At 57.3% G+C, this 12,691-nt stretch carries 10 protein-coding genes; 7 read left to right on the top strand and 3 right to left on the bottom strand.

What is annotated here, in order from left to right; translation table 11 throughout:
• Positions 1-97 precede the first annotated feature (97 nt).
• Positions 98-1,000, bottom strand: a complete 903-nt coding sequence (locus IG168_RS09520) for a peptidylprolyl isomerase (RefSeq protein ID WP_193164153.1) — start codon at positions 998-1,000, stop codon at positions 98-100.
• Between the two features lie 245 nt (positions 1,001-1,245).
• Between IG168_RS09520 and IG168_RS09525 the strand changes: the two genes are divergently transcribed.
• The 4 genes from IG168_RS09525 (at position 1,246) to IG168_RS09540 (ending at position 7,505) form a co-directional block, all read left to right on the top strand.
• Positions 1,246-1,923 (top strand): TetR/AcrR family transcriptional regulator, encoded by a 678-nt coding sequence (locus tag IG168_RS09525; RefSeq protein WP_193164154.1) that lies wholly within the window; start codon positions 1,246-1,248, stop codon positions 1,921-1,923.
• Positions 1,916-2,461, top strand: coding sequence for a DUF1285 domain-containing protein (locus IG168_RS09530; protein ID WP_193164155.1), 546 nt, complete (start codon positions 1,916-1,918; stop codon positions 2,459-2,461). Before IG168_RS09525 ends, IG168_RS09530 begins: the two co-directional genes overlap by 8 nt.
• A gap of 501 nt (positions 2,462-2,962) precedes the next feature.
• Entirely contained in the window at positions 2,963-4,687 is a 1,725-nt protein-coding gene (locus IG168_RS09535) for a serine/threonine protein kinase (protein ID WP_193164156.1), read from the top strand.
• Positions 4,688-4,802: 115 nt separating this feature from the next.
• Positions 4,803-7,505, top strand: a complete 2,703-nt coding sequence (locus IG168_RS09540) for a TonB-dependent receptor domain-containing protein (RefSeq protein WP_193164157.1) — start codon at positions 4,803-4,805, stop codon at positions 7,503-7,505.
• A gap of 225 nt (positions 7,506-7,730) precedes the next feature.
• Here the strand turns inward: IG168_RS09540 and IG168_RS09545 are convergent, their stop codons facing one another.
• Positions 7,731-7,952: a hypothetical protein gene (locus IG168_RS09545; protein ID WP_193164158.1), complete on the bottom strand. Its 222-nt coding sequence runs from the start codon at positions 7,950-7,952 to the stop codon at positions 7,731-7,733.
• Positions 7,953-8,111: 159 nt separating this feature from the next.
• Positions 8,112-9,734 carry an electron transfer flavoprotein-ubiquinone oxidoreductase gene (locus IG168_RS09550; RefSeq protein ID WP_226876758.1) on the bottom strand — a complete coding sequence of 541 codons (1,623 nt, stop codon included), beginning with the start codon at positions 9,732-9,734 and terminating at the stop codon, positions 8,112-8,114.
• A 372-nt stretch (positions 9,735-10,106) separates the two neighbouring features.
• Here IG168_RS09550 and IG168_RS09555 point away from each other — a divergent pair, with 372 nt between their 5' ends.
• The 3 genes from IG168_RS09555 (at position 10,107) to IG168_RS09565 (ending at position 12,682) form a co-directional block, all read left to right on the top strand.
• A complete protein-coding gene (locus IG168_RS09555) occupies positions 10,107-10,856 on the top strand; it encodes an electron transfer flavoprotein subunit beta/FixA family protein (protein WP_193164160.1) in 750 nt (249 codons plus the stop codon).
• Positions 10,856-11,785, top strand: a complete 930-nt coding sequence (locus IG168_RS09560; protein WP_193164161.1) for an electron transfer flavoprotein subunit alpha/FixB family protein — start codon at positions 10,856-10,858, stop codon at positions 11,783-11,785. The genes IG168_RS09555 and IG168_RS09560 overlap by 1 nt, the downstream gene beginning before the upstream one ends.
• Positions 11,786-12,001: 216 nt before the next feature.
• Positions 12,002-12,682, top strand: a complete 681-nt coding sequence (locus IG168_RS09565; protein ID WP_193164162.1) for a type II secretion system protein N — start codon at positions 12,002-12,004, stop codon at positions 12,680-12,682.
• Positions 12,683-12,691 lie beyond the last annotated feature (9 nt).

Consider the following 12,691-nt stretch of genomic DNA (forward strand, 5'->3'; position numbering starts at 1 on the left):
CCAGTATGCGGCACTGCACAAGTGCGATCCAGCTTAGCAAGTACCCGAATTTATACCATTGCCGAAAAGCTCAATCGGGATGTCCACTTAACACCAGTTATTCCGTTGGGATCTGACGGGTGGGAACGCCTACGGAGCAGACATCGATGTAATCCGGGCGGGCGACAAACCAGCTCTCCGGGCGATGTCGGCGCGCGGCGATCAGCTCCTTGAAACTGTCCGAATCCGTCTTGAGTACTTCAAGTGGTGTCCGCTCCTCAGCAGGCAGGTCGCCGGCGACCTGTATCCGGGTAATCTGGTTTTCCTCGGGGTGTTTCAGCATCCCCATGGCTTCATTGCCGCGTTGCAATTTCTGCAGCGCAGCCATGCCATCGAGCACGCGGCCGAATACCGTCGTATTGCGATCAAGATAACGCTGGGCATTGCCGATCACGATATAGAACTCGGTTCCGCCGCTGTCGACATCCAGCTCGCGGGCCATGGCGAAGGCCGCGGGGCAGTGGGTCAGCCAGCTTATCCCGGCGTTGGGGTCGCGCGCGGCGGGAAAGCCGTGCACGAATCCGGTTTGCGGCGCGTAGCCGTCGCGGTCGGGCAGCGGGGTGAAGGTGCCGTCGAACAGCTGTTTGTGGGTGAATTCTGCAGGCAGCGCGCGGGCCCCGTGTTCGATCGGTTTTTCGCCACTCTCGTCGCCGCCCTGGGCTACAAAGCCGTCCACCACCCGGTAGAAGCTCAGGCCGTCGTAAAAGTGCTCCCGGGCCAGTGCCTTGATGTTGGCAACATGCTTGGGGGCGAAGGCTGCGGCGAGTTCAACAATGACACGGCCTCGGGGCGTATCTATATAGAGTGTGTTGTCGGGATCGGCACGGCGCCAGTCCGTGGCGGGGGCCTCTGCGATGATCTGTGCGGGCGGGCGAACTTTTGCCGGAGATTGCGGCGCGGCAGCAGCACAGAGCGGAAGGGCAACCAGGGTGAGCGCGAGTACGGGAGTTATTCTTTTCATTCTTGGTGATTCCTGAATACCGAAGTCCTCATCATATAGGGAACCGCTGGAGACGGCGATTGGGGCCGGTCATAGCCGGGTCGCAGGGCCGGCTGTATCGACGTGGCGGGAAAATCTTGTTGCAGAAAGTGGTTTTGGACGCAAAGACCACTCATTCACTTTCCCAAGTTGGACGAATTGCCTATCATTCATGAATGGATAGTCAATTTCAGTCCCCAAACTCTAGGACATCTAAGGTCGGAAGTATGGATAAGGCAAAAGAGAAGGTGCAGCGTTTTCGCGCCCGGGAGCAGCGTATTCTGGACGCGGCTCTGGAACTCCTGCTGGAGCACGGCGAGGAAAAGGTGACGGTTGAGCAGATCGCCGAGCGCGTGGATATCGGCAAGGGCACCATCTACAAGCATTTCATCTCAAAGACTGAGATTTATATGCGTTTGCTGATGGATTACGAAAAATCCCTCACCGAGCGCTTGAAGTCCGCTGTGGCCACGGCTGAGCAAGGCGACATCACCGCCCCGGCGCGGGCCTACTTTGAGTCCCGCATGGCGGATCCGGCCAAGGATCGCCTGTTCCAGCGCCTGGAGGAAAAGATCATCGCGCTGAACCTAGCTCCGGAAATGATTGCCGAGCTCCACGCCCTGCGCAACTCCAACGCCTCCGCCCTCAACCGGGTTTTCGAGCGGCGCATGGAGCAGGGCGTCCTGAAAAAAGTGCCGCCGTACTTTTATTACTCGACATACTGGGCGTTGGTGCAGGGCGCTGTGGAGTTGTATCACTCCCGTTCTTTTGCCGATGTGATCGAGGATCGGGAAGGGCTGATGGAGTTCATCATGGACGTGGGAGTACACATCGGTGATATCTCCGGGCGACGGCCATCTGAGGAAAACAAGCCAGTCGAGCCTGCGGGTCCCTCCTTTGGCTGAACCCTTGTTTGACCAGTTGCAGGCACTGCAGCGTGAGTTCCGCGGTTACCCCCCGGTAGATCGGTGGCAGCCGGACCTGTGCGGCGACATGGATATGGAAATCCGCGCCGACGGGCGCTGGATTCACGAGGGAACGGAAATCCACCGGCAGCCCTTGGTGAAATTGTTTGCCAGTATTCTGAAGCGCGAAGGGGATGATTACTTTCTGGTCACCCCGGTGGAAAAATGGCGTATCCAAGTTGAGGACGTGCCTTTTTTGGCCAGCCAGGTGGCGCGGGGTGAGGCCGGTGGCGACGAGCCCCTGTTATTTACCACCAACACCGGCGACGTGGTTCCGCTGGATGCGGACTGCAGCTGGGAGTTAAAGCCCTTTGGGCAGCCCCCACAACCAGTACCCTATATTGAAGTGCGCGATGGCCTGCAGGCGCGTATCTCCCGTGATGTCTATTATCAGCTGGTGGACTGGGCGGAGGACAACGACGGTCAACTGCAGCTGCGCAGTGATGGCCGCTATTTTCTGCTCGGCAATTATTCCTAAGTTTCTTTCGGTTCGTAATACCCCTTTCCATCTGAAGCGCGTTGCCTGAAAGCGCGCGAGAGCAATGTGCGTGAATCGTAAATTGCTCTTTTCCTTCATATTGTTTTTTCTTCGTTTTGTTTTTTCTCTAGGTGGCATTCGAAATTTTGCAGCACTTGGTGCAATTGGGAGGCTGGGGATTTCGAATGCTTTTCTCGGGGGCGATGTAATATTGCGCTTTCTGTATTCCTTTTAATCGCTGGTTGTCACCCGTTTGCAATATAAATGTAATTTTCGCGCTCAAAAGAAAAGTTATTGCAATTTATTCCACAAAACTTTCCTCAAGTAACAATTTCGAAATATTCCCTTCCTACACTCCTTCGCGTCCGAATCGCTCAGGCGAACAAAAAAATCACGGTTTCAGGGCTATCTGAAAACCCGCTTTTAAATCAGGACGCACAGCTGAAATAAAAACAGGGTTTTTGGCTACCCGCATTTAAAAAACTTCCGTTAGGGGGAATTATGAAGCAAGTAAATAGCAAGCTGCTGCTGGCAGCCGCGATTGCCACTCTGCTGGCAGGTTGTGACAGCGGCGGTATCAATGTTGAGCCGAAGACAGTCGACAATTCTGTCGATAACTCTACTAGCACACCGACTCCGGTTGAAGAAGAAAACCCCTGCGCCTCCATCGTAAAAGGTGGCCAGACTCTTCAGGGTGAATTTAAGGCCCCGAACTGCTACTACGCCCCGAGCTTTGTCGATGCCGGCAACAACCTGACAACCGACCTGTACCTTCCCGCACTGGCGGATGGCGGTGTGAACGTGTTTGAAGGCAGCCTGTTCGTAGGTAAGAACTACGACAACGATACAGACATGCAAGCGGCTGGCATCTCTGAGGGTGGCGACGGCCCCACACTGACCGTGCAGGCCGGCGCGACTATTGCCTTCCCGGACAAAACCAAGTTTATGGTCATCAACCGCGGTTCCCAGCTGATCGCGCGCGGTACCGCAGATGCCCCGATTACCTTTACCTCTGTTTCTGATGCAGTGGACGGTACTGCGGGCCCCGAAGATGTCTCCCTGTGGGGTGGTATCGTCATCAACGGCTTCGGTGTTACCAACAAGTGTGCCTATACCGGCTCTGTAGCCGGCGGTGACCTGGCCACCTCCGACTGTCACGTGGAAGCGGAAGGTTCCGAAGGCGCGGACCAGTCCAACTACGGCGGTGCCAACAACGCAGACAATTCCGGTGACCTGGAATACGTTGTCGTCAAGCACACTGGCGCTCAGGTTGCCAATGGTGACGAGCTGAACGGCATTTCCTGGGGTGCTGTGGGTAGCGGCACCATCGTTAAAAATGTTGAAGCCTACTCCACTTACGACGACGGTATGGAGTTCTTCGGCGGTGCGGTAAACGTCGAAAACTACCTGGCCCTGTATGTGCGCGATGACTCCATCGATATCGATGAAGGTTACGCGGGCACCATCACCAATGCGCTGGTCATCCAGAGCGCCGACAATGGTGCCAACTGTATCGAATCCGATGGTATCGGTAGCTACGGTGACATGGCGGATGGCAGCAAAACTGATCGTCGTGCCGAGATTATCAGTCAGGGAATCAACAGCCGTCCGACCATCGACGGTCTGACCTGTATCCTCTCCCCGAATGCACCTGCGTCGAAGGGTGGCACCGGTACCCACGACTACGGCGCCGGCTGGCGTTTCCGCGAAGGCATTATGCCGACCGTTACGAATTCCATGGTGATCTCTTCCTACAGCGCGGACACCACCCCGAATGATGGCAACAACTACTGCCTGCGCATCGATGACGCCGAAACCCTGCAGGGTGCCGAAGACGGCGATATGGTGCTCGAAGGCAACGTTTTTGCCTGCGCCGAGAAGAGCAAAGGCGGCCCGCTGCCGGGTGGCCAGACTATCCAGGATTGGGTAGTGGCGCACAACAACCAGTTCGTCGATTTCGCCGATATGGCCGCAGCCATGGATCCGACTGCTAACGCCGACACCGGTCTGCAGCTGCTGTCTGCCGGCGCTGAATCTTCACTGCCGATGTTCTCCATCGATCCGGCCAGCTCCATGATGATCGGCGGTGTTGCACCGACCGTGACTCCGGAAGGTAGCAGCACCTACCTGGGTGCCCTGAGCAACATGGGCACTGACTGGACCAAGGGCTGGACCTACGGTCTGCACGACGGCAACCGCGGCGAGAGCCTGTGGATCGAAAAATAAGCATTACGCTTAGCCCGGGGCTCTGACCCGGGCCTTGGGGCGCCGCTTTCGCAACGGGAGTCGGCGCCCTCTTCGATTCTACAGTGGGAACCAGAAACGATAAGAGGCCATGGTTATGGTTAAGATCGACAAATTTCAAAGAGCGCCGTTGGTGTTGGCTATGGCCGCGGCCTCCTCATTTGCCTACTCCGCCGACGAGCCAGTGCAAATGGAAAAGCCGGCTGTACCGCAGTCGCAGCAGATTGAAGAAGTGATGGTGCAGGGGCGCCTGCAGAGTTCGGCGGAGATGCTGATTAACGAGCGCATCGACGACGAAGTCGTGACCGACGTACTCGGCGCTGAGATGATCGGCCGTATCGGCGATTCTACGGTAGCGGCCGCGCTGCGCCGCGTTTCGGGCCTGTCGCTGGTGGACGGCAAGTTCGTCTATGTGCGCGGCCTCGGTGAGCGCTATTCCAGCACCACTCTGAACGGTGCTGCCGTGCCATCCCCGGACCTGACCCGCAGCGTCCTGCCGCTGGATATCTTTCCGACTTCCGTTGTTGAGGCCCTGGCTGTGCAGAAAACCTATTCTGCGGATCAGGCGGCCACATTCGGTGGCGGTAACGTGGATATCCGCACCAAGGGCATTCCCGATCAGCTGACTTACTCACTGGAAGTGGGTAGCGGTATGAACAGCGAAACCAAGGGCGATGTGCTGAGCTACAACGGTGGCGGCGACGACAAGTTCGGCACCGACGATGGCACCCGCGCGATGTCCAGCGAATTGGAAGATGCCATCTGGCGCTTCCATGGCAACTTGGGTACCTACAACATCGGCAAGGTGCTCGCTTCCGAAGGCAAGACTTATGGAAGTGCCCAGGAGGCTGCAGATGCGGCATCTGCGCTGAACCGCGACCTGGCGCTAAAGCTGAATCGCGATATCGCTATCAAGGAAGAGTCTGCGGACCCGGACTACGATGTGAAGGGCAGCGTCGGCAATCGTTTTACTTTCGGTGACGATTGGGAGCTGGGCTTCCTCGCCGGTGGTTCCTACAAGAACCAGTGGCGTGAGGAAAACCGCCTGAAGCGCAGTGTCGGTTTTCCGGATGAGCGCACTGATACTGAAAACAAGTCCATTTCCTCTGTAGACCTGAGTGGCAACCTGAATGTCGGCCTGAGCTTCGCCGATGAGCAGAAGCTGACGGCCAGCAGTCTCTATCTGCGGAACACTGACGATTCCACCGCGATCAGTGACTACTTCAATGAAAACGGTGAGAAGAGCAGTGGCCGTGGTTTTCGCGAGTACAGTCTCAGGTACGAGGAACGTAGTCTGGTTGTCAATCAAGTGAAGGGCAGCCACTCCATCGGCCCCGAGATCAAGGCGCTGCTGCCATTTTTGGCCTGGGTTCCGGAAGACGTGAAGGTAGACTGGTTCTACTCCGATGCCCGCGCACGCACAGATATTCCCAACGAAGTCACCATCAATGCGGATACGGCCACCGACCCGCAGACAGGTGGGGTGCTGAAGTCTTATGTGGCGGAATCTGCGGCCAACTACCGCTTTACCAAACTGAATGACGAAGTCATCAACTATGGCTGGACCGGTACGCTGCCGTTGGAGTTTGGTTCCTCATCACTGGAGTTGAGCGGCGGATTTGCGCGCACCGAAAAGGGGCGCGACTATAGTGAGACCAACCTGACTCTGGAGCAGGATGCCGATACCTCTGTGTTGCAGGGGCCGCTGGATGAAGTTTTGTCCGACGACCATATCACCGATGCGAACAATAACTATGTCCTCAGTATGGCCGGCAACAACCGCAGCTATATCGCTGCCACGGCCACCGACGCTGTGTTTGGTAAAGTGGACTGGACACTGGCGGAAACCTGGCGACTGTCTGCCGGCGCCCGCTGGGAAGATTACAACCAGGTCGCGCTGAAATGGAATCCGTGGGGCAATACGGTCGAAAATCCACAGGTTGATATGAGTGATTCGGATGCGGTCCGTTCGTTTAGCGAAGACAAGGTCTATCCGTCACTGTCTCTGACTTACATTGGCAACCTGTGGGCGGATACCTTCCAGTTGCGCTTCGGCGCCAGTAAGACGGCGGTACGTCCGGACCTGCGTGAAATCACCGCGGCCATCTATTTGGATCCGATCACCGGCGAGAACGTGAGTGGAAACCCGAATGTGCGCCCATCCGAAATTACCAACCTCGATGTGCGCGCCGAGTGGTTCTTTGGCAGCGGCGACAACCTGACCGTGTCGCTGTTCAACAAGGATATCCAGGACCCGATCGAGTTCTTTGAGCAGGCTTCCAGTGATACCAACCAGTCTCGCGAAATCGTTAACGCGGAATCGGGCACTATTCAGGGCATCGAGTTCGAAGGCCTGAAGTCCCTCGGATTCCTCGGTGACACCATGGATTCCTTCTTTGTGCAGGGTAACCTCACGCTGCAGGAATCCGAGCTGATCGCCGGAGACGAGGCGGACCACCCCACCAGCCTGAAGCGGGACATGACCGAGGCTGCGCCTTATGTGGTGAACATGGTGGTTGGTTTCGATTCCCCCGACGGCAACCACTCAGCCACTCTCGGCTATAACGCTTTCGGCGAGCGCCTCTATCTGGCCGGCCGCAACGGCGCGCCGGATGGTTTTGAGCAGCCTTTCCGTTCACTGGATATGACTTACTCCTGGTATCCGACCGCGGAAATGACCATCAAGGCCAAGGCCCAGAACCTGCTCGATGAAGCAGTCGAGATCGAGCGCGCGGGCGTGATCGTGTACGAAGAGAAGCCCGGCACATCGTTTGCGCTGAGCGCCCAATACAAATTCTAAGAACAAGCGGGAAATAACCCTGACAACAGGGATTTATTCGGGCCGGGTGCTGTAATCAGCCCCGGCTTTTTTATTGGGTTTTTGCCTGGCGGTGGCTGGAGCCAGCTGATAGGCGAGACTGAAGTTCATCTTCCCATTGGTGGGGCTGGTTAACCGGCGTCCGGCTGTTTCTCGCTGTAGGCTCTTGAAGGGGAGGCTGTCTCTCCTGACATGTTGCGGAGTAGGTTAGCTAGATCCCTTTATTCCCATTCGATCCAAGTGTCTCTGCAATTCCGCTTCACTCATATCGATCACTTCCAGCACGCGGCCATACAGCATAGCAGTGGGCACATTGCGGCCGCCCAGTTCCCGTTGGGTTTGCTGTAGCAGATAAAGCACAATGCGCTCGGTGCGTGTCAGGCCGTCGCGGACATCGGGATAGTGATCGGTAAAACCTTTGAGGTCCATGTCGGTTCCGCATTTCTCCGGGAGGAGCCATCAGTATGGGGTGGCGGCTGCGGGCTGGCAATCCGGCGTCAGGGGAGGGGTTTGCGAGGTGAGGGCGCCCATAAAAAAGGGCGTCTCGAAGGACGCCCGTAAAACGAAGTCGTTACAACCTCAATTCTGTTACATGTTCGGGTAGTTGGGGCCGCCGCCACCTTCCGGAGTCACCCACACAATATTCTGCGTCGGGTCCTTGATGTCACAGGTTTTGCAGTGCACGCAGTTCTGCGCGTTGATCTGGAAGCGCTTGCTCCCGGCTTCTTCCACGACTTCGTAAACGCCGGCGGGGCAGTAGCGTTGCGCAGGTTCGTCGTAGATTGGCAGGTTGTGATTCAGCGGAATCTCGTCGTCTTTCAGCTTCAGGTGGCACGGCTGGTCTTCTTCGTGGTTCGTGTTGGAGATGAACACAGAAGAAAGCTTGTCGAAACTGAGCTTGCCGTCGGGTTTCGGATAATCAATTTTCTTGCAGTCCGCTGCCGGCTTCAGCTGGGCGTGATCCGCCTTGTTGTCCGACAGGGTCCACGGCAGTTTGCCCTGGAAGATATTGATATCGATAAACGCGTAGGCAGAGCCGATGATATTGCCCCACTTGTGCTGTGCGGGGCCGAAGTTGCGCTGCTTGTGCAGTTCTTTCCAGGCCCAGCTGTCGCGGTATTTGGTGGTGTAGTCGGTCAGCTCGTCATTGCTGCGCTCAGCTCCCAGAGCTTCCACCACGCTTTCCGCAGCAATCATGCCGGACTTCATCGCGGTGTGATTGCCCTTGATCTTGGCAAAGTTCAGGGTGCCGGCGTCGTCGCCGATCAGCAGGCCGCCGGGGAAGGTCATCTTCGGTTGGGACTGCAGGCCGCCCTTGGTGATGGCGCGCGCACCGTAGGCCACGCGCTGGCCGCCCTCCAGGTACTGCTTGATCACCGGGTGGTGCTTGTAGCGCTGGAACTCGTCAAACGGGCTGACGTGGGGGTTGCTGTAGGCCAGGTCGGTAATCAGGCCCACAACCACCTGGTTGTCTTCCAGGTGGTAGAGGAAGCCGCCGCCGTGGGAGCCGCTCTCGTCCAGCGGCCAGCCGGCGGTATGCACAACCAGACCCTGCTGGTGCTTGTCGTCAGCGACCTTCCAGATTTCCTTGATGCCGATGCCGTAGTGCTGCGGATCCTTGCCTTCGTCCAGCTTGAACTTGGAGATCAGCTGTTTGCCCAGGTGGCCGCGGCAACCCTCGGCAAACAGGGTGTACTTGGCGTGGAGCTCCATGCCGGGCATGTAGGAGTCTTTGTGCTCGCCGTTGGCGGCGACGCCCATATCACCGGTGGCAATGCCTTTGACCGATCCGTCATCGTTGTACAGAACTTCGGCGGCGGCAAAACCGGGGAAAATCTCGACGCCCAGGCTCTCGGCCTGTTCGGCCAACCAGCGGGTCAGGTTGCCGAGGCTGATGATGTAGTTGCCTTCGTTGTGCATAGTGCTGGGCACAAAGAAGTTGGGCACTTTAGTGGCCTTTTCGGCGCTGCCAATAACATAGATGTCATCGCCCTTGACCTCGGTGTTTAGCGGCGCACCGCGGTCTTTCCAGTCGGGGAAGAGTTCGTTCAGGGCAGTCGGCTCGAATACCGCGCCAGAGAGAATATGGGCACCGACTTCGGAGCCTTTCTCGACGACACAGACTTCGATGTTCTCATTCAGCTGGCGAATACGGCAGGCCGCAGCCAGGCCCGCAGGGCCCGCACCCACGATTACCACATCGTATTCCATTGATTCGCGTTCCACGGCGCTCTCCTCAGCAGGTTGCAATCGGTGATTCTGCGGCCGCTATATGTCGGTCGCTTTTATAATGGTCGCGGATTATATCGGTCTTTAATCAGCCCTACCAATTGCAGGAGTATTCAATTCCCGTGGCAAAAGTGTTGTCTTTCAGGGGGTTGGCTACGCTAAATAGACGCTTTTTATACTCTGAAATTGATCTGGTGAATGGCAGATGCCTCTTCCATTAGGCTATTGATTTTGGTCTATAGAAGGGCGAACATACACGCCGTTCAAACAACTGTTTGACCAGAAGACCGTATTCGTTCGCGTTGATGAACCATCAGTCGCGACTCCGAAAAGTTTATTTAAGACGGGATTTCCATGAAAGTTCTTGTAGCTGTGAAACGCGTTGTGGACTACAACGTCAAGGTTCGCCCCAAGGCGGATGGCTCTGACGTCGATACTGCCAACGTCAAAATGTCTATCAACCCCTTCTGCGAAATAGCGGTAGAAGAGGCGGTACGCTTGAAGGAGAAAGGCGTTGTCAGCGAGATAGTCGCCGTTTCCATGGGACCCAAGCAGTGCCAGGAGCAGATCCGCACCGCGCTGGCGCTGGGCGCCGACCGCGGCATCCTGGTGGAGACCGATGCCGAGTTACAGCCGCTGGCCGTGGCCAAGTGTCTCAAGGCGATTGTCGATAAAGAAGAGCCGCAGATGGTGATTCTTGGCAAACAGTCCATCGACGGTGACAACAACCAGACCGGCCAGATGCTGGGCGCGCTGACCGGCATGGGCCAGGGCACCTTCGCTTCCGAAGTGGCCGTTGACGGCGACTCCGTCAAGGTGACCCGTGAAATCGACGGCGGCCTGCAGACCGTTGAGCTGAAACTTCCGGCCATCGTGACCACCGACCTGCGCCTGAATGAGCCGCGCTACGCTTCTCTGCCCAATATCATGAAGGCGAAGAAGAAGCCGCTGGACACCACCACTCCGGATGAGCTGGGCGTGGATATCGCCCCCCGCACCAAGACCCTGAAAGTCGAGCCGCCGGCCGAGCGCCAGGCGGGCGTCAAGGTTGCCGATGTGGCGGAACTGGTAGAGAAACTGAAGAACGAGGCGAAGGTAATCTGATGAGCATCCTGGTTATTGCTGAACACGACAACGCCGAACTGAAGGGCGCCACGCTCTATACCATCGCTGCGGCCAAGGCTATCGGTGGCGACATTCATGTACTGGTTGCCGGCGCTGGCTGTGGCACTGTGGGCGAAGCCGCCGCCAAGGCCGAGGGCGTCGCAAAGGTCCTGGTTGCGGATAACGCTGCCTACGAGCACCAGCTCGCGGAAAATGTGGCCAAGCTGGTCGCTGACCTGGGCAAGGATTACAGCCACATCCTGGCTCCGGCGACCACTACCGGCAAAAACATGCTGCCGCGCGCCGCTGCGCTGCTGGACGTGCAACCCATTTCCGACATCATCGCTGTAGAGAGCGCCGATACCTTCAAGCGCCCGATCTATGCCGGTAACGTCATCGCCACGGTACAGAGCTCCGACGCCATCAAGGTGATCTCCGTGCGTACCACTGGGTTCGACCCGGTCACAGCCGAGGGTGGCTCCGCGGCCATCGAGGCCTGCGATATCGCCGATGATGCCGGCGTATCTTCTTTTGTCGGCGAGGAGCTCGCCAAGTCCGATCGTCCGGAACTGACCTCCGCCAAGGTGGTCATCTCCGGTGGTCGCGGCATGCAGAACGGCGAAAACTTCGAGATGCTGTACAAGGTGGCCGACAAGCTGGGTGCCGCTGTGGGCGCGTCCCGCGCCGCGGTAGATGCTGGCTTTGTGCCGAACGACATGCAGGTCGGGCAGACCGGTAAGATCGTCGCGCCGGACCTGTACATCGCCGTCGGTATTTCCGGTGCCATCCAGCACCTGGCGGGTATGAAGGATTCCAAGGTGATCGTGGCCATCAACAAAGACGAAGAGGCGCCCATCTTCTCCGTCGCCGATTACGGTCTGGTCGCCGACCTGTTCGAGGCCGTACCGGAGCTTGAAACAAAGTTGTAATTATCGATTAATATAATGATCGGTATGGAAAGGGCGGCTTCGGCCGCCTTTTCTATTGCCGTGAATTAGTTCGCCAGCGCTGTTCACATAAGGAAATATTGGCGCCGTTCTCGTTGTCTTCTTGGGATCATTGCCTTTCTCGGGATGACGAAAGAGAATAGGTGTCAATAATTGATAAATACGGCCGACGGGAGACGTTGGCTAACAGGGTTGTTCATGTCCGCAGTAACGCGAGCCATAGGGTCCGCCGGTGCACTGTTTGCACGGGGTGAGACACGTAGCAAGCTGTCGCGAAGCGCCAAAGCTTCGGTCGGCGTTGTCGGTGGTTGGCTATTTGTTAACCTTCTGGCTTATGGTGACATGCTGGTGCCTGGCGACGGTCAGGAGTCGCTGCTGGTAGAGCGCCGCGGCGCGAGTCCGGCGATGGCCCGAGCCGAATCCCTTCCCGATACCCCATTCTTTGGTCGTGCCCCGATAAAAAGTGCCGCCGAACCCGAAGTCGATCTCGCCAATATCCCCATTACCCAGCTCAACCTGATATTGTCCGGTGTCCTTAACAGTAGTAATAAGGACAGGGCAAGTGCGCTGGTGGCGGAAAAGGGTAAGCCCGCGGAGCGCCTTTACGTCGGCGACAAGTTACCCGGGGGGGCCGAGCTGTACAAGGTGGCAGTCGACCACATTGTGCTGCGGCGCAACGGCAAAATGGAAAAGCTGACTTATCCGGATGAAGACGGCCGTCCGACCGTCCCACTACATAAATATTCCAAATATGTGCGCCAGGCTGCTGCGGCGGCAGAAACCGCCAGTGCGTCGGGGGGAAACAATCAGTCCATCCGCGAGCGCCTGGAGGAGCTGCGGAAGTTGGCCCGGGAACGCCGTGCAGAGCGGCGCCAGTAAAACTCGATT

The organism is Microbulbifer hainanensis, assembly GCF_014904735.1.
In the GTDB taxonomy this organism is placed as follows: domain Bacteria; phylum Pseudomonadota; class Gammaproteobacteria; order Pseudomonadales; family Cellvibrionaceae; genus Microbulbifer; species Microbulbifer hainanensis.

Bases quoted from the DNA above. Each gene is read 5' to 3' on its own strand.
- IG168_RS09520 (WP_193164153.1), bottom strand. From the start codon at position 1,000: ATGAAAAGAATAACTCCCGTACTCGCGCTCACCCTGGTTGCCCTTCCG.
- IG168_RS09525 (WP_193164154.1), top strand. From the start codon at position 1,246: ATGGATAAGGCAAAAGAGAAGGTGCAGCGTTTTCGCGCCCGGGAGCAG.
- IG168_RS09535 (WP_193164156.1), top strand. From the start codon at position 2,963: ATGAAGCAAGTAAATAGCAAGCTGCTGCTGGCAGCCGCGATTGCCACT.
- IG168_RS09540 (WP_193164157.1), top strand. From the start codon at position 4,803: ATGGTTAAGATCGACAAATTTCAAAGAGCGCCGTTGGTGTTGGCTATG.
- IG168_RS09545 (WP_193164158.1), bottom strand. From the start codon at position 7,952: ATGGACCTCAAAGGTTTTACCGATCACTATCCCGATGTCCGCGACGGC.
- IG168_RS09550 (WP_226876758.1), bottom strand. From the start codon at position 9,734: ATGGAATACGATGTGGTAATCGTGGGTGCGGGCCCTGCGGGCCTGGCT.
- IG168_RS09555 (WP_193164160.1), top strand. From the start codon at position 10,107: ATGAAAGTTCTTGTAGCTGTGAAACGCGTTGTGGACTACAACGTCAAG.
- IG168_RS09560 (WP_193164161.1), top strand. From the start codon at position 10,856: ATGAGCATCCTGGTTATTGCTGAACACGACAACGCCGAACTGAAGGGC.
- IG168_RS09565 (WP_193164162.1), top strand. From the start codon at position 12,002: ATGTCCGCAGTAACGCGAGCCATAGGGTCCGCCGGTGCACTGTTTGCA.